General features: G+C 70.0%; 15 protein-coding genes. 5 read left to right on the plus strand and 10 right to left on the minus strand.

Annotation, left to right across the window (positions count from 1 at the left end; genetic code table 11):
• Positions 1-8: 8 nt before the first annotated feature.
• Genes JX005_RS01970 through JX005_RS01990 form a run of 5 tightly spaced genes read left to right on the plus strand, consistent with a single transcriptional unit; the run spans position 9 to position 5,578 of the window.
• On the plus strand, positions 9-1,379 hold the full coding sequence (locus JX005_RS01970; protein WP_214466057.1) for an ABC transporter permease: 1,371 nt from the start codon (positions 9-11) through the stop codon (positions 1,377-1,379).
• On the plus strand, positions 1,376-2,662 hold the full coding sequence (locus JX005_RS01975) for an ABC transporter permease (RefSeq protein ID WP_307858476.1): 1,287 nt from the start codon (positions 1,376-1,378) through the stop codon (positions 2,660-2,662). Before JX005_RS01970 ends, JX005_RS01975 begins: the two co-directional genes overlap by 4 nt.
• 53 nt (positions 2,663-2,715) lie before the next feature.
• Positions 2,716-3,117, plus strand: coding sequence for a cytidine deaminase (locus JX005_RS01980; RefSeq protein ID WP_214465716.1), 402 nt, complete (start codon positions 2,716-2,718; stop codon positions 3,115-3,117).
• The gene (locus tag JX005_RS01985; RefSeq protein WP_214465717.1) at positions 3,114-4,406 is read left to right on the plus strand and encodes a thymidine phosphorylase; all 1,293 of its coding nucleotides are present in this window, start codon (positions 3,114-3,116) and stop codon (positions 4,404-4,406) included. The genes JX005_RS01980 and JX005_RS01985 overlap by 4 nt, the downstream gene beginning before the upstream one ends.
• A 56-nt stretch (positions 4,407-4,462) precedes the next feature.
• Positions 4,463-5,578 carry an adenosine deaminase gene (locus JX005_RS01990; protein WP_214465718.1) on the plus strand — a complete coding sequence of 372 codons (1,116 nt, stop codon included), beginning with the start codon at positions 4,463-4,465 and terminating at the stop codon, positions 5,576-5,578.
• Between the two features lie 356 nt (positions 5,579-5,934).
• Here the strand turns inward: JX005_RS01990 and JX005_RS01995 are convergent, their stop codons facing one another.
• From JX005_RS01995 to JX005_RS02035, 10 genes are all read right to left on the minus strand, one after another.
• Positions 5,935-6,891 carry an SDR family oxidoreductase gene (locus JX005_RS01995; RefSeq protein ID WP_214465719.1) on the minus strand — a complete coding sequence of 319 codons (957 nt, stop codon included), beginning with the start codon at positions 6,889-6,891 and terminating at the stop codon, positions 5,935-5,937.
• Positions 6,888-7,877: a bile acid:sodium symporter family protein gene (locus JX005_RS02000; protein ID WP_214465720.1), complete on the minus strand. Its 990-nt coding sequence runs from the start codon at positions 7,875-7,877 to the stop codon at positions 6,888-6,890. The genes JX005_RS01995 and JX005_RS02000 overlap by 4 nt, the downstream gene beginning before the upstream one ends.
• Complete coding sequence (locus JX005_RS02005) at positions 7,874-9,238, minus strand: flavin-containing monooxygenase (RefSeq protein ID WP_214465721.1); 1,365 nt, start codon at positions 9,236-9,238, stop codon at positions 7,874-7,876. The genes JX005_RS02000 and JX005_RS02005 overlap by 4 nt, the downstream gene beginning before the upstream one ends.
• A gap of 109 nt (positions 9,239-9,347) precedes the next feature.
• Entirely contained in the window at positions 9,348-10,070 is a 723-nt protein-coding gene (locus JX005_RS02010) for a sulfite exporter TauE/SafE family protein (protein WP_214465722.1), read from the minus strand.
• A 76-nt stretch (positions 10,071-10,146) separates the two neighbouring features.
• Positions 10,147-11,301: a mannitol-1-phosphate 5-dehydrogenase gene (locus tag JX005_RS02015; RefSeq protein ID WP_214465723.1), complete on the minus strand. Its 1,155-nt coding sequence runs from the start codon at positions 11,299-11,301 to the stop codon at positions 10,147-10,149.
• Positions 11,301-11,738: a PTS mannitol transporter subunit IIA gene (locus tag JX005_RS15970; protein WP_246533399.1), complete on the minus strand. Its 438-nt coding sequence runs from the start codon at positions 11,736-11,738 to the stop codon at positions 11,301-11,303. Before JX005_RS15970 ends, JX005_RS02015 begins: the two co-directional genes overlap by 1 nt.
• 96 nt (positions 11,739-11,834) lie before the next feature.
• Positions 11,835-13,517, minus strand: coding sequence for a PTS mannitol transporter subunit IIBC (locus tag JX005_RS02020; protein ID WP_246533400.1), 1,683 nt, complete (start codon positions 13,515-13,517; stop codon positions 11,835-11,837).
• Positions 13,514-15,205 (minus strand): phosphoenolpyruvate--protein phosphotransferase, encoded by a 1,692-nt coding sequence (gene ptsP / locus JX005_RS02025; RefSeq protein WP_214465724.1) that lies wholly within the window; start codon positions 15,203-15,205, stop codon positions 13,514-13,516. Before ptsP ends, JX005_RS02020 begins: the two co-directional genes overlap by 4 nt.
• Before the next feature lie 3 nt (positions 15,206-15,208).
• On the minus strand, positions 15,209-15,484 hold the full coding sequence (locus JX005_RS02030) for an HPr family phosphocarrier protein (protein ID WP_214465725.1): 276 nt from the start codon (positions 15,482-15,484) through the stop codon (positions 15,209-15,211).
• An 18-nt stretch (positions 15,485-15,502) separates the two neighbouring features.
• Complete coding sequence (locus tag JX005_RS02035) at positions 15,503-15,880, minus strand: PTS sugar transporter subunit IIB (RefSeq protein ID WP_214465726.1); 378 nt, start codon at positions 15,878-15,880, stop codon at positions 15,503-15,505.
• Positions 15,881-15,882: the final 2 nt, after the last annotated feature.

Genomic DNA, 15,882 nt, shown 5'->3' on the forward strand with positions numbered 1-15,882 from the left:
GCAAGGGAATGACGCCGGGCACGCCCGACTCCACCGGCGGGATTCCGCCCGAGCAGCTGCCACCGGTGTCCGGGCCTCTCACGGGCAACCCGGTCGTCGCAACGACGCCTGTTTCCCCCGCAGCGCCCACGACACCCGGCACAGCCGAGGGGGAGGTTCCGCCTCCGCCGCGGCAGAACGTGTTCATCAAGGAGCTGCTGCGCAGCAACTGGGTGACCACCGTCCTCGCCATCGTCGCGGCCATGGTCGTCGGCGGCATCCTCATGGCCCTCACCGACGAGGAGGTGCGCGCGACATCCGCCTACTTCTTCGCCCGCCCCGGCGACACCCTCATCGCGATCTGGAACTCGGTGTACGGCGGCTACGAGGCGCTGTTCCGAGGTGCGGTGTTCAACCCGCGCGCTGCGGACTTCCTGACGCAGATCCGCCCGCTCACCAACACGCTCGGCTTCGCCGCCCCGCTGATCGCCGCCGGCTTGGGCGTGGCGCTCGCGTTCCGCGTCGGCCTGTTCAACATCGGCGGTCGCGGCCAGATGCTCATCGCCGCCGCGGTGGCCGCGCTCGTGACCTTCAACCTCGACCTGCCGATGTTCATCCACCTGCCGCTCACCCTCGCGGCGGGCATCGCGGGTGGAGCGATCTGGGGCGGCATCGTGGGCGTGCTGAAGGCCCGCACGGGTGCGCACGAAGTCATCCTCACGATCATGCTCAACTACGTGGCGTTCTACCTCGTGGCGTGGATGGTCCGTACTCCCGGACTGCTGCAGCGCGCCGCCGAGGACCAGCCGATCTCGGATCCGACACCGGCCAGCGCGCAGTTCCCCGACCTCTTCGGGCCGCGTTTTCCACTGCTCGACTGGGGCTTCATCATCGTGATCGCCGCCACCGTGTTCGTGTGGTGGCTCGTCGAGCGCTCGAGCCTCGGCTTCCGCCTCCGCGCCGTCGGTGAGAACCCGCACGCGGCGCGCGCAGCCGGCATCTCGGTGCAGCGCATGTACATCTACGCGATGCTCTTCGCCGGAGGCCTCGCGGGTCTGGCCGCCATGAACCAGATCCAGGGCTCGGTGGTCAGCGGCTTCGACGGCTTCATCGACGCCGGCATCGGCTTCGACGCCATCACCGTCGCGCTGCTCGGCCGCAGCCGGGCCTGGGGCGTCTTCGCCGCCGGCATCCTGTTCGGCGCCCTGAAGGCGGGCTCGTTCACGATGCAGGCTTCTCAGGGCATCCCCGTCGACATCGTGCTCGTCGTGCAGTCGCTCATCGTGCTCTTCATCGCGGCTCCGCCGTTGGTGCGTGCGATCTTCTTCCTGCCGAAGAGCGACGCCGAGAAAGCCGCCAAGGCGCGAGCCAAGGCCGCGAAGAAGGCGGTGGCCGCGTGACCACGTTCGCTCCCTCCACCGCTGCCGACGGCACGATCCAGCTCGCGACCGTCAAGGTGCGCCACTGGAAGATGGCCATCAGCCTCACTATCACCACGGTCCTGCTGTTCCTGCTCTTCCTCCTCGTCCCGCGCGACGGCGTCAGCACCTTCCGCCTGGGCGACCGGTCGTCGTCGCTGGAGCTCCCGAACGTCAGCGTGCCGACGGCCGCCACCAGCTGGGGCGTCCTGGTCGTCCTCGCGCTGCTCACGCTCTGGGCAGTGTGGAATGCCTGGTCCTACCGGCGCACGGGGGTGTGGCTGCCGATCGCCTACGGCGTCCTGGCGATCTTCGCCTTCCTCACCTGGGCGGCCGCCGGCGGTCTCGTCCCCGTCACCGGCCTGCTTTTCGGCGCGGTGTCGCTGTCGGTCCCGCTGATCTTCGGCGCACTCGGCGGCGTCATCGGCGAGCGGGTCGGCGTGATCAACGTCGCGATCGAGGGTCAGTTCCTGCTCGGCGCGTTCAGCGCGGCGCTGATCTCGAGCATCACCGGCAACCCGTTCATCGGCCTCCTCGGTGCGATGGTCGGAGGTGTGCTGGTGGCGTTCGTGCTCGCCGCCTTCTCGATCAAGTACCTGGTCGACCAGGTCATCGTCGGTGTGGTGCTCAACGTGCTCGTCACGGGCCTCACCGGGTTCCTCTACGGCGCACTGCTGGTTCCGAATGAGGCGACGCTCAACCGTCCGGTCCGGTTCACCCGTCTCGAGATCCCGCTCCTCGGCGACATCCCGATCATCGGACCCGTGCTGTTCAACCAGACGTTCATCGTCTACCTCATGTACGTCACGGTCGGGGTCGTGGCGTGGGGCCTCTACCGCACCCGGTGGGGCCTGCGCCTCCGCGCCGTGGGCGAGCACCCGCAGGCGGCCGACACGGTGGGCATCAAGGTGAACACGAGCCGGTTCTGGAACGTCTCGCTCGCGGGCGCGATCGCCGGCATCGGCGGTGCGTTCTTCACGCTCGTCTCGGTCGGCCAGTTCACCAAGGAGATGACCGCCGGACTCGGCTTCATCGCCCTGGCAGCGGTCATCTTCGGCCGATGGGATCCCATCCGGGCGACCCTTGCGGCCCTCCTGTTCGGATTCGCGACGAACCTGCAGAACCTCCTGACGGTGCTCAAGACGCCGATTCCGAGCGAGTTCATGCTGATGCTGCCGTACCTGGTGACCATCATCGCCGTGGCCGGATTCGCCGGGCAGATACGCGGACCCGCCGCGGCGGGCAAGCCCTACATCAAGGGCTGACCGACGGTGCAGGCATCCGATCCCCTTGATACCGCTGTAGAGAAAGGCCGTCCGTGACCGACATCGACTGGGATGAGCTGCGGGCGGCCGCGACCGATGCCATGACGCGCGCGTACGCGCCGTACTCGCGCTACAAGGTGGGCGCCGCGGCGCTGGTGACCGACGGGCGCATCGTGACGGGCTGCAACGTGGAGAACGCCTCGTACGGGGTGACCCTGTGCGCCGAGTGCGGTCTCGTCAGCGAGCTGGCGATGTCGGGCGGCGGCAACCTCGTCGCCTTCGTGTGCGTGAACGGCGACGGCCACACGATCATGCCGTGCGGGCGCTGCCGCCAGCTGCTGTACGAATTCGCGATTCCCGGGATGCTGCTCGAGACGGTGTCGGGCATCCGCACGATCGACGAGGTGCTGCCCGACGCGTTCGGACCACGCGACCTCGAGGAAGCCGCCCGATGACCGGGGTCGAGCCGTTCGACGCCGTCGACGTGATCCGCGCGAAGCGCGACGGCGGCGCCGTACCCGAAGATGCGCTGCGCTGGATGGTCGACGCCTACACGCGCGGCTACGTCGCCGACTCGCAGATGGCCTCGTTCGCGATGGCGGTGCTCCTCAACGGCATGACGCGCGACGAGATCCGCGTGATGACCGACGCGATGATCGCCTCGGGCGAGCGCATGAGCTTCGCCGGGCTGGGCAAGCCCACCGTCGACAAGCACTCGACCGGCGGGGTCGGCGACAAGATCACCCTGCCGCTCGCGCCGCTCGTGGCGGCCTTCGGCGTCGCCGTGCCGCAGCTCTCAGGGCGCGGCCTCGGGCACACCGGCGGCACGCTCGACAAGCTCGAGTCGATTCCCGGCTGGACCGCGGCGCTGTCCAACGACGAGCTGTTCGCCCAGCTGCGCGACGTCGGCGCGGTCATCTGCGCTGCCGGATCGGGGCTGGCTCCGGCCGACAAGAAGCTGTACGCCCTCCGCGACGTGACGGGCACGGTCGAGGCGATCCCGCTGATCGCCTCGAGCATCATGTCGAAGAAGATCGCCGAGGGCACCGATTCGCTCGTGCTCGACGTCAAGTTCGGGTCGGGCGCCTTCATGCGCGACGTCGACAAGGCGCGTGAGCTGGCCCGAACCATGGTGGCCTTGGGCACCGATTCAGGCGTGGCCACGACGGCGCTCCTCACCGACATGAACACCCCGCTCGGCCTCGCGATCGGCAACGCGAACGAGGTGCGCGAGTCGGTGGAGGTGCTCGCCGGCGGCGGCCCGGCCGACGTCGTCGAGTTGACCGTGGCGCTCGCCCGCGAGATGCTCGCACTCGCCGGCCAGCCCGACGCCGACGTCGAGGCGGCGCTGAAGGACGGACGCGCGATGGACGTCTGGCGCGAGATGATCCGTGCGCAGGACGGCGATCCGGATGCCGCGCTTCCCGCGCCGCGCGAGACGCACACCGTCACTGCGACCGAGGACGGGTTCGTCACCGGCATGGAGGCACTCCCGTTCGGCATCGCCGCCTGGCGACTGGGTGCCGGCAGGGCACGCGCCGAGGATCCGGTCATGCACGCCGCGGGCATCGACCTGCACGTCAAGCCCGGCGACGCCGTCACCGCCGGTCAGCCGCTGTTCACCCTCCTCGGCCACGATGACACCCGGTTCGAGCGCGCGCTCGACGCGCTCGACGGCGCGTGGCAGGTAGGCGCCGAAGCCCCGGCCTCGACCCCGCTCGTGCTCGAGCGCGTCAGCGCCTGAGCCGAGGCATCCGTCCCCTGCGCTCATCCCCAGTCCCGACTCCCGAGGAGACACACATGCCCATCGACCAGCACGGAGATGCCGTCATCGACGGAGCTTCGATCCGGGAGCTGCCCAAGGTCTCGCTGCATGACCACCTCGACGGCGGCGTCCGCCCCGCGACGATCATCGAACTGGCCGACGCCATCGGGATCGACGTGCCCGAGTCCGATCCCGACGACCTCGCCGACTGGTTCGCCGAGAAGAGCGACTCCGGATCCCTGGTCGAGTACCTCAAGACCTTCGATCTCACGACGGCCGTCATGCAGACCCGAGAGGGGCTCACCCGCGTCGCGCGTGAGTTCGTCGAGGACCTCGCGGCCGACGGTGTGATCTACGGCGAAGTGCGCTGGGCGCCCGAGCAGCACCTGTCGCGCGGGCTGTCGCTCGACGAGGTCGTCTCGGCCGTACAGGAGGGGATCGAAGAGGGCGAGGATGCCGCGGAGCGGTCGGGTCGCGACATCCGAGTCGGTCAGCTCATCACCGCGATGCGCCACACCGACCGGTCGCTCGAGATCGCGAAGCTCGCCGTCGACTGGCGCTCGCGCGGTGCGGTCGGCTTCGACATCGCCGGACCCGAGGATGGTTTTCCCGCCGCGAACCACCGCGAGGCGTTCGACTACCTGGCCTCGCAGTTCTTCCCGTCGACGGTGCACGCCGGTGAGGCGGCCGGGCTCGACTCGATCCGCTCGGCGCTGATCGACGGGCGTGCGCTCCGGCTCGGCCACGGGGTGCGGATCGCCGAAGACCTCGAGGTCGTCTCGCGCGCCGGCGAAGAGGTGCTCGTGCAGTTCGGCGACCTCGCCCGCTGGGTGCGCGATCGCGAGATCACCCTCGAGCTGTCGCCCTCGTCGAACCTGCAGACCGGCGCGATCGCCGCGTGGGGCACGACGATGGAGGACCACCCGTTCGACCTGCTCTACCAGCTCGGATTCTCGGTGACCGTGAACGTCGACAACCGCACGATGAGCCGCACGTCGCTCACGCGCGAGCTCGCGCTGCTGGTCGAGACCTTCGACTACGGCCTCGACGACCTCGAGTCGTTCCAGCTCAACGCCGCCGCGGGTGCGTTCCTGCCGGTGGAGGAGCGGGAGGAGCTCATCGAGCTCATCGCCGAGGGCTTCGGCGAGTAGTCCCGCCGACGGGCTCCGCGCCCACCCATTCGCCCGGAACAGGCGCTCTGGCGAACGCAGGACGATTGGTGCTGGAACGTCCTGTCGCCGCCAGAACACCTGTTTTGGGCGAGTGGAATGAAGCAGACGGCGCGGGTCGGGGCGGAGAGCCGATGCCGCGGCCGGCGCCCCTCGTGCTCGCCGGTTCTGTCACACGAACCTCGGGTGTGTCTCAGTTCACGCGGCATGGCCGCTAAGAAGTCGCAGCTTATGAGACACGAGGCCCGGGGGCGTCGCCCTTCGCGCGGGTTCGACCGCCCGTAGGGCGCATGTTGTGAGACGGGGCATGAGCAGCCCCCGAGGCCCCGCAGGGCATCTCAGCGGCGCGCGACTCCGGGGTGGGTCTCGAGGTAGGCCTCGAACGCCTCGGCCGAGGTCTTGGACGGAGTGAAGCCGAAGTCGCGCTTGAGCGCATCGTTGGCGAGCACCGGGCGGTAGCGCAGGAAGCCGACCTGCTCGGGTCCGTGGACGGTGAGGCGCAGCATCCGTCCCACGCGCAGGGCGAAGCCGAGGACGCTCGCCGGCACGGTCAGCAGCGGCTTGCCGAGGCGCCGGGCGATCTCGTGCACGGTGAGCTTTCCGTCTCCGGCGACGTTGTAGATGCCGGCGGGGCCGTCGGTGGCAGCGCGCGCCATCGCGGCGGCGACGTCGTCGACCCACACGAACACGAAGGGCGACTCCGAGCCGCGAACGGCGAGGATGCGCCGGCCGTCCCACAGCGCCGTGATCTGGTTCTGCACCGTCGGGCCGAGGATCGTCCCGATGCGGAAGACGACCTGCTCGAGCGCGGGATCGGTCCGTCGTCGCTCCGCGAGCATCTCCTCGACCAGGCGCTTGTGCTTCGCGTACGGGAACTCCTCGTTGCCGCGGATCGCGTCGGACTCGCGCAGCCACTCCGGATTGTCGGGGTGGTAGCCGTACGCCGCGCCCGACGAAGATACGACGATGCGCCGCACACCGGCCGCGACGCACGCATCGAGGATGTGCTGGGAACCCTCGACGTCGACGCGGTACTCGAGGTCGTGGTCGCGACCGGGGTTCACGATCGCGGCCAGGTGCACGACGACGTCGATCCCGTGCCGTTCGAGCAGGGGCACGAGGCCGGACGCGCGGGTGACGTCGCAGTCGTCGTAGACGACGCCCTCGAGCGGATGCTCCGGCCGGCGCACGTCGCCGGCGACGACGAGTTCGACCTCCGGGTGCGCGACGAGGGCGGCGGCGACGTGGGATCCGAGGAAGCCCGCGCCGCCCGTGACCAGGACGCGGGCGCTCACGACGCCGGTCCTGCGGCGGTGTCTGGGGCCGCGGCATCCGTCGGCTCGTCCACCGCGTGACGGGTGGCGTCGCCCCTCGCCGAGCCGGTGCGCTTCCTCGTGTGCCGCGCCCAGAGCGCCGCCACGATCAGGCCCGCGATGATGTCCCAGATGCCCCACCAGCCGGCCACGATGGCCATGCCGCCGAGTCCGCCGAAGAACGCGAAGACGAGCCCGAGGCCGAGTCCGGCGTTGCGGATGCCGACCTCGAACGTCATCGCCTTGCGCTCGCGCGTGCCCAGTCCGCCGACGACGGCCGTGCTGTAGCCGATCGCGAGCGCGACCGCATCGTGGATCGTCACGACGACCACGATGATGCCGAGGAACGCGACGAAGTACGCCCAGTTGCCGGCGAGGGCGGCGACGATGAAGCCGACCAGCGCCAGCAGCGAGAACCACTTCACGAACGGCTGCACGCGTCCGGCGAACCTGGCGAACCGGTTGCGGATGAGCAGCCCCGCCGCGAACGGCAGCCCGATGATGAGGAAGATGTCGAGCAGCATCGCCCAGGCGTTGAGCTCGACGGCCTCCAGCAGGGTTGACGCGGTGGGGTGCAGTGAGCCCCAGAACGCCACGCTCAGCGGCAGCGCGAAGATGTAGACGACATTCGACACCGCCGTCATCGAGACCGACAGCGCGACGTTGCCTCCCGAGCGGTGCGTGAGCACCTGCGAGATGTTGCCGGGCGGACAGCACGCCACCAGGATCATGCCGAGCGCCATCGAAGGCGTGACCGGCAGGATCAGCGTCAGCCCGAACGTGACCGCCGGCAGCACGATGAGCTGCGCGAGGATCGCGATCACGAACGGCTTCGGCTTGCGGGCGACGATCTTGAAGTCGTCGACCGTCGTGTCGAGCGCGATGCCGAACATGATCAGGCCGAGCACCACGTTCAGGATGACGAGCGTCCCGGGGTTGAAGTTCAGGACGATGTCGTCGGGATTCATGCGGGCACCTTCTTCGAACGGCGGAGAGAGGAGCGGATGCCGCGCCCCGGCGCCGCATCACCGGCATCGCCGCGGAGCGCGGTCGTGGCCGCGCGCACCGCGCGGCGGTAGGCGTCCTTGTTCACGTAGTACGACATGCGCTCCAGCCCGAGGTACTTGTAGCCGCCGGTGAGGTCGGGCCACGGCTCGCTCGTGGCGCGGCGCCGGAACTCGGCGGCGCGGGCCGGATCGCGCTCGAGCGCCGCGAGGTACTCGGCGATGAGCTCGGCCTGCTCGTAGCGGCCCTGCCAGCCGATGCCCGACGCCTCGATCATGCCCATCACGTACAGCCCGTTGAACGAGGGCGGGAAGACGTTGAGGAAGAGCTTCGGCGACCAGCCCGTCCAGTGCAGGGCGTCGCGGTCGACGAAGGGGTAGTCCAGCGTGTAGCCGGTCGCGAGGAGGACGAGGTCGTACTCGCCGCTCGAGCCGTCGCGGAAGTACACGGTGCGGCCGTCGAAGCGGTCGATGTCGGGACGCACGCGCAGATCGCCCTGCCCGAGGTGGTTGAGGATCAGCGTGTTGACGATCGGGTGCGATTCGTAGAGCCGGTAGTTCGGCTTGGGGAAGCCGAACCGCACCGGGTCGCCCGTGAACGCCTGCAGCACGCGCTTGTCGACGAACTGCTTGATGCGCGCGGGAAGCGGCCGGCCCTGGTTGAGTGTGTCGCTCGGCTTGCCGAAGAGGTAGCGCGGAACGAAGTAGTAGCCGCGGCGGACGCTCATGTCGACGGATGCCGCGTGGTGGACGGCGTCGACGGCGATGTCGCAGCCGGAGTTGCCGGCTCCGATGATGAGCACCCGTTTGCCGGTCAGCTGGCTCGCGGCCTTGTAGGCGCTGGTGTGGAGGAGCTCGCCCGTGAACTCGCCGCGGAACGTCGGCACGTTCGGCTCGGCGAGGGTGCCGTTGGCGAGGACGATGCCGTCATAGCGCTCGTCGACCGGACCGGCGGGGGAGTCTGCGCGCAGCATCCAGCCCCCGTCATCGCTGCGCGAGAGCGACGTGACCCTGGTCCCGAAGCGGAAGCGCTCGGTGAGCCCGAACCGGTCGGCGAAGTCGCGGAAGTACCGGATCAGCGTGCGGTGGCTCGGGTAGTCCGCGTCGGTGTCCATCGGGAACTCGGCGAACTCCGTCGTCGTGCGCGACGAGATGAGGTGCGCCGACTCGTACATGGTCGAGCGCGGATTCTCGATGTCCCACAGCCCGCCGACGCCGCGCGACGCCTCGTACCCGTCGAACTCGATGCCCGCCTTCTGGAGGGCACGCGCGGCGGAGAGCCCCGAAGGACCCGCGCCGATGATGGCATAGCGAAGCTCGCTCATTCGTCTCCCACACGTCATTGTGGCGGCGTGACGACGCCGACCCCAGCGGAAGAAACACTAAACGTGACTCGGCATTAACCGAAATCAGATCGAGCGAGGGGCGATGCCGTCACGACAAGAGTGCCAGGATGCCGCGCACGAGCACCACCGTCGCACCGGCCCACGCGATCGCGAGCATGGCGGTCCGGGCGATGCTCGGCGCGACGTGTCGGCTCAGGATCGTGCCGATCGCGATGCCTCCCGCCGTGGCGGCGACCAGCATCCACACGTCGGGGACGGGGGACGCCGGAAGCCCGCGGAGCGCGACGGAGACGACGCTGAACGCGGCGAAGATGACCTGGACGCTGGCAGCGAAGCGCCGCTGGGGCCAGCCGTCGCCGACGGCGTACGCGGCGAGCGGGGGGCCGGACAGCCCGCTGGCGACGTGCATGAAGCCGGCGGCGGAGCCCGCCACGACCGCGCCGGTCCGTCCGGTCAGCGAGGCGGACAGCGCGGGCATCCTTCCGGCGAGCAGGGCGAAGTACGCCATGGCGGCGATCAGCAGGAGCAGCGCGGGCTCCGGCAGGACGCGCACGAGGAGTGCGGCGAACGGGGCGGCGATCAGGCCCGGCCAGATCAGCCACCACGCGCGACGCCACTCGATGTGCTTCCACACGAGCGGGATGGCCGTCAGCGACGCGACGAGCGCGAGGAGGACGCCGATCGTCACGCCCTCGAGGGGTCCGTAGAGCAGCACGATCGGGCCGACGAGCACGAGGACGAACCCGAGCCCGGTGATGCGCTGGATGACGGCCGCGACGAAGGCGGCGAGGCAGGCGAGGACGAGCGTCACGTGCCGAAAGTCTACGTGGCGCTGGAGGTCGCAACCGGTCGCTGAGCGAGCGCCAGCGAACGAGACGAAGCGCGCCTCAGACGCCGAGCGCCGCCTGCCGCGCCTCCACGACGGCCGCGATCTTCGCGAAGAGCGGATGCTGCGGCTCGAGGCCGGTCGTCGTCTCGGTGAACGTCGCGGCGTCCTGCTCGCGCAGCATCCGCTGCAGATCCACCGACTGCGGGTCCTCGGCGTCGTCGAAGGCGAGCAGCGCGCCGACCGCGGCCACGAGGGCCTCGACCGACAGGCCGCGCTCGGCCGCCTCGGCCGCAGGCCCGACGAACCGCTCGTGTCTCGAGAGCTTGCGCAGCGGCTGACGGCCGACGCGCCACACCGTGTCGGGCAGCGCCGCGTTGCGGAAGCGCCCGAGGATGGTCGCGCGGTAGCTCGCCAGGTCGGCGGCATCCAGCCCGTGCTTGGCCTCCAGCAGCGCGGAGGTCTCCTCGAGCGCGGCCGCGACCCGTGCCGCGATGGCCTCGTCGGCGAGGGCCGCCGCGATCGTGTCGATGCCGGCCTGCGCCCCGAAGTACGCCGTGGTGGCGTGCCCCGTGTTCACCGTGAAGAGCTTGCGCTCGATGTACGGCGCGAGGTCGTCGACGAAGTGCGCGCCCGGGATGACGGGCGGCTCGTCGCCGAAGGGCGGACGCTCGATGGCCCACTCGTAGAACGGCTCGACGGTGACGTCGACGCCGGCGCCCTCCGGCTGAGCCGGCACGATGCGGTCGACGGCGGTGTTGGCGAACACGGCGCGCGCGGTCAGCGCTTCCCACGCGTCCCCCGCGGAGTCCTTCATGAGGTCGCGCAGCACGTCGGTGGCATTGATCGCGTTCTCGCACGCCATGATCTGCAGCGGCGGGGAGGAGGGGTCGCGCAGCGCCAGGCCGGCGACGATGTGCGGGGCGACGAACTTCAGGATCGTCGGCCCGACGGCGGTCGTGACGACGTTCGCGGACGCGATCTCGTCGATCACCTCGTCGGGGTGCTCGGCGCTGTTGATCGCCCGGAAGCCGGTGACCACCGTGTCGCGCCCGCCCTCGCCGACCTCGTGGACGGTGTAGGAGTCGACCGCGTTGATCGCGTCGACGAGCGGGGCCGCGACATCCGAGAAGACGAGGTCGTACCCGCCCTCGTGCAGCAGGAGTCCCACGAACCCGCGCCCGATGTTGCCGGCGCCGAAGTGGACGGCTTTCATCACACGCCCGCGGCGGAGACCAGTGCGAACAGCTCCTCGGGCGACTGGGCGTCCTTGAGCCTCTGGACCTCGTCCTCGTCGGAGAAGAGGATGGCGATCTGCGAGAGGATCTCGAGGTGCTCGTCGCCCTTGCCGGCGATCCCCACGACGAAGGTGACCGGTTCGCCATCCCAGTCGACGCCGCCGTCGTAGCGGACGACCGACAGGGCCGAATCGAGGATCGTGTGCTTGGTCTCGTTCGTGCCGTGCGGGATGGCCAGCTCGTTGCCCATGTACGTCGACACCGTCTGCTCGCGCTGCTGCATCGCGTCGAAGTAGGCGCTCGTGACAGCCCCCGCGGATTCGAGGATGTCGGCGGCCTCCTTCATCGCATCCTCCCGCGTCGCGCTGCCGCTGTGGATGCGCACCTGCCCGATGCTCAGTACGTCACGTGCCATGTCTTCGTCGCCTTTCGTCGTGGGTCCGGATGATCTCAACCGAGACCACGGAGCCGGGGGCCTCACGCCGCCCGGCTCCGCAGCCGTCTTCAGCGCCTACGCACCATCCTGGTGCTGGTCGCGCACGAGGTCCACGACCTCGTCGTACTTAGGCGAGTTCATGAAGTTGTCCACCGAGACGTGAACGGATGTGGGCGTCTGCTTGCGCGCCCTGTCCGTCAGCTGATTCTGGGTGATGACCAGGTCGGCGGAGGCATCCAGGTTCGCGATGGCCTTGTTGACCACCGTGACGTCCTCGATGCCCGCCTTCTTGATCTTGTTGCGCAGCACGCTGGCGCCCATCGCGGACGACCCCATGCCCGCGTCGCACGCGAACACGATGTTGCGCACCCGCTTGGTGGTCAGGACGCCGCCATCGGCGACGCCGGCCGTCTCGGCCTCGGTCTCCAGCTTGTCGACGGCCTCCTCCGCGTCACGGAGCGCGGCCTTGTCCTTGCCGTCCGAGGCGCGCAGCGCGTCCATCGCCGCCGACGACTTGCCCTTGTTGGCCTCGGTCTGGCTGATCGCCGCACCGAACGAGTCGGCTTCGGCGAGCAGGTCCCGCTTGCGCGATGCCCGCAGGATGACGCCGGCGACGAGGAACGTCACGGTCGCCGCCAGGATCACCGAGAGGTAGACCACGAGCAGGTTGCCGACGCCGGGGCCGATGGCTGCGGCGGTGACCGCGATGATGCTGCCGGGAGCCGCCGGGAACGCGAGACCGCCGCCCAGGATCATGTTGGTCGTGACGCCGGTCGCGCCGCCCGCGATGAGGGCGAGGATCGTCATCGGCTTGCTCAGCGCGTACGGGAAGTAGATCTCGTGGATGCCGCCGAAGAACTGGATGATGATCGCGCCGGGTGCCGAGGCCTTCGCCGCGCCGACCCCGAAGAAGGTGAAGGCCAGCAGCAGGCCGAGGCCCGGTCCGGGGTTCGCCTCGATGAGGAAGAGGATCGACTTGCCGGTCTCGGCCGCCTGCTCGATGCCGAGCGGCGTGAAGACTCCGTGGTTGATGGCGTTGTTGAGGAACAGCACCTTCGCGGGCTCGACGATGATCGACACCAGGGGCAGCAGGCTCATGTCGACGAGCCAGCCGACCGCTCCGCCGAGGACCGCGCTGATGCCGAGCATCACCGGGCCGAAGGCGAAGAAGCCGACGATCGCGAGGATCATGCCCAGGATGCCTGCGGAGAAGTTGTTGACCAGCATCTCGAAGCCGGGCTTGATCTTCCCGTCCCAGATGCGGTCCATCCACTTCGTGATGAGCGCCGCGAGCGGACCCATGATCATCGCGCCGAGGAACATCGGGATGTTCGTGCCGACGATGACGCCGACCGTCGCGATGCTCGCGACCACGCCGCCGCGCTCGCCGTAGACCATGCGGCCCGCGGTGTTCGCGATGAGGAGCGGCAGGAGATAGGTGACCATCGGGCCGACCAGGCCCACATATGCCCAGAAGGTCGCGCCGTCGGCCTCGGCGAGGGCCACCATGGAGCCCTGCCAGCCGATGATCGCCTGGTCGCCGCCGCCGCCGATGATCTCGGAGACGGGGTACCAGTGCCAGCCGAAGGGGCTGTCCACGCCGAAGAATCCGGCGGGGATGAAGAGCATCGTGATGAAGCCCCAGGCGATGAACGCCGCGATGTTGGGCATGATCATGCCGGAGAGGAAGGTGCCGAACCGCTGCACCCCCACCCTCGCCTTGTTCATGCCCGTTGCGGGCGCTGACGTCGTTGTCATTGCGATGTCTCCTTCGATCGGGTCGCGGCTTCCTGAGCCGCGGTTCGGGCGGATGCCGCATCGTTCGCGGCGAGGGCGGCCTCGGCGATGACGCGCGCATCGTCGAGGGAGTGCTGGAGCAGGGTGGCGCGCACGTCGGCGAGCGCGGTGGGCGCCATCGACAGGCTCGTCGCGCCGAGGCCGACGAGCACGACCGCCAGGAGCGGGTCGGCGGCGGCCTCGCCGCAGATGCCGACGGGCTTGCCGTGGACGCGCCCGGCGTCGCCCACCTCGCGGATGAGCCTCAGGACGGCGGGGTGCCACGGGTCCTGCAGGCCCGCCACCGATCCGAGCATCCGGTCGGCGGCCATCGTGTACTGCGTGAGGTCGTTCGTGCCGATCGACGCGAAGTCGCTGTGCTCCAGGATCCGGTCGGCGAGCAGCGCCGAGGAGGGGACCTCGACCATCACGCCCGCGGTCTTGATGCCGTAGTCGCGGGCGAGGTCGGTGAAGTACACCGCCTCCTCGACGGTGGCCACCATCGGCGCCATGACCCACAGGTCGGCCGCGCCCTCCGGCGTGCGGCGGGTCGCGGCATCCGCGTCTGCCAGCGCCGTCAGCTGCTCGCGCAGGATGTCCTCACTCGCGCGCAGGGCGCGGATGCCGCGGAGGCCGAGCGCGGGGTTCTCCTCGTGAGCGTCGTTGAGGAACGCGAGCGGCTTGTCGGCGCCGGCGTCGAGCACCCGCACGACAACCTTCTTGCCCGGGAACGCCGAGAGGAGCTTCGTGTACGCCTCGCGCTGCTGCTCCACGGTGGGAGCCTGGGCCGAGCTGAGGAACAGGAACTCGGTGCGGAAGAGCCCGACCCCCTCGGCGCCGAGCGCGACCGCATCGAGGGCGGCCTCCGGCTTGCCGAGGTTGGCCAGCAGCGGGATCGGCGTGCCGTCGGCGAGCGCCCCGTCGGTGATCGGCGCCGACGACGCCGACGCCCGATCCTCCGCGCGGCGCTGGGCGCGCTCGAGCTCGTCGGAGGTCGGCGCTGTCGTGACGACGCCGGCCGCGGCATCCACGATCACCGTCTCGCCGTCGCGCAGGCTCTTCGCGTCGACCGCGCCGACGATGGCGACGATCGACTTCTCGCGGGCCAGGATCGCGGTGTGCGAAGTCGGTCCGCCCTCGGTCGTGACGAGCGCGAGCACCTTGTCGAGATCCAGCATCGCGGTGTCGGCGGGGGCGAGATCCTTCGCGACGAGCACGAACGGATGCCCCGGATCGGGCACGCCCGGAGCCGGTTCGCCGCGCAGCCGCGCAATCACCCTCTGGGCGACGTCGTCGAGGTCGGCGGCGCGCTCGCCGAGGTAGCCGCCGAGCGCCGTGAGCTGCTCGCGGAACGAGGCGAAGGCGTCGAAGACGGCGAACTCCGCCGTCTTGCCCTGATCGATGCGCGACGCGACCTCGTCGGCGAGGCTCGGGTCCTCCGCCATCATGGCCTGCGCCTCGAGCACGTCCTGCGCGGCACCGCCGGCCTGCGCGCCGCGCTGCTCGAGCTCGCGTGCCACCGCGCCGACCGCCTCGGTCACCCGGGCCTTCTCCTCGTCGGCCGCGATGGTGCTCGGCGCGTCGCTCGGTGCCGGCAGCGGCTCGGCCATGCGTGCCACCGGCCCCTGCGCGACGCCCAGACCGATGCCCACTCCCCGTAGTTCGGTCATGGTCTACGCCGCGTCGTGGTCGGTCGTGAGGAGTTCGGCGAGGTTGTCCAGCGCCGCCTCGGCACCGTCTCCGTCGGCCGTCAGCGTGACGTAGTCGCCCTGCTCGACGCCGAGCGCGATCACGCCGAGGATGCTCGCCGCGTTGACCGGCGTGCCGGAGTCCTTCGCGACGGTGATCGGGATTCCGGCCTCCTTCGCCGCCTGCGCGAAGAGCTTCGCCGGCCGGGCGTGCAGGCCGTGCGCGGAGCCGATCCGGACGGTCCGTGAGATGGATGCCATGGTGTGACCTCTCTGTCGTCAGTCGCTGGTGGGGATCGAGTCCGCGGATGCGGCCCGGCCGGGTGTGCCCGCGGTCGGGGCCGGCCCCCCGGAGGCCCCGACCGCGTCTCGGATGAGTGCGAGCGTCCGTGAGCCGTCCTTGTCGGTGAAGATGTCGGACGGCAGCAGCACCACTGTCGTTCCTCTGGCCGCGGCATCCCGCTCGATGCGCTCCAGCGCATGCGCGAGATGCGGACCGACGAGGACGACGTCCGCGGCATCGAGGTCGATCGGAAGCGACTGCTCGGTGCCGGCGAAGGCGGAGTAGGGGAACCCTGCGTCGTGGGCTGCGTGGCGCACGCGCTGGGCGACGAAGGTGCTCGACGCACCCGCTCCGCAGACCACCAGGATCCTCATCG

Source organism: Microbacterium flavescens, from assembly GCF_018588945.1.
GTDB lineage: Bacteria > Actinomycetota > Actinomycetes > Actinomycetales > Microbacteriaceae > Microbacterium > Microbacterium flavescens.

Coding starts and splice junctions, on each gene's coding strand:
- JX005_RS01970 (WP_214466057.1), top strand. CDS start 9: ATGACGCCGGGCACGCCCGACTCCACCGGCGGGATTCCGCCCGAGCAG.
- JX005_RS01985 (WP_214465717.1), top strand. CDS start 3,114: ATGACCGGGGTCGAGCCGTTCGACGCCGTCGACGTGATCCGCGCGAAG.
- JX005_RS01990 (WP_214465718.1), top strand. CDS start 4,463: ATGCCCATCGACCAGCACGGAGATGCCGTCATCGACGGAGCTTCGATC.
- JX005_RS02000 (WP_214465720.1), bottom strand. CDS start 7,877: ATGAATCCCGACGACATCGTCCTGAACTTCAACCCCGGGACGCTCGTC.
- JX005_RS02005 (WP_214465721.1), bottom strand. CDS start 9,238: ATGAGCGAGCTTCGCTATGCCATCATCGGCGCGGGTCCTTCGGGGCTC.
- JX005_RS02015 (WP_214465723.1), bottom strand. CDS start 11,301: ATGAAAGCCGTCCACTTCGGCGCCGGCAACATCGGGCGCGGGTTCGTG.
- JX005_RS15970 (WP_246533399.1), bottom strand. CDS start 11,738: ATGGCACGTGACGTACTGAGCATCGGGCAGGTGCGCATCCACAGCGGC.
- JX005_RS02020 (WP_246533400.1), bottom strand. CDS start 13,517: ATGACAACGACGTCAGCGCCCGCAACGGGCATGAACAAGGCGAGGGTG.
- ptsP (WP_214465724.1), bottom strand. CDS start 15,205: ATGACCGAACTACGGGGAGTGGGCATCGGTCTGGGCGTCGCGCAGGGG.
- JX005_RS02030 (WP_214465725.1), bottom strand. CDS start 15,484: ATGGCATCCATCTCACGGACCGTCCGGATCGGCTCCGCGCACGGCCTG.
- JX005_RS02035 (WP_214465726.1), bottom strand. CDS start 15,880: ATGAGGATCCTGGTGGTCTGCGGAGCGGGTGCGTCGAGCACCTTCGTC.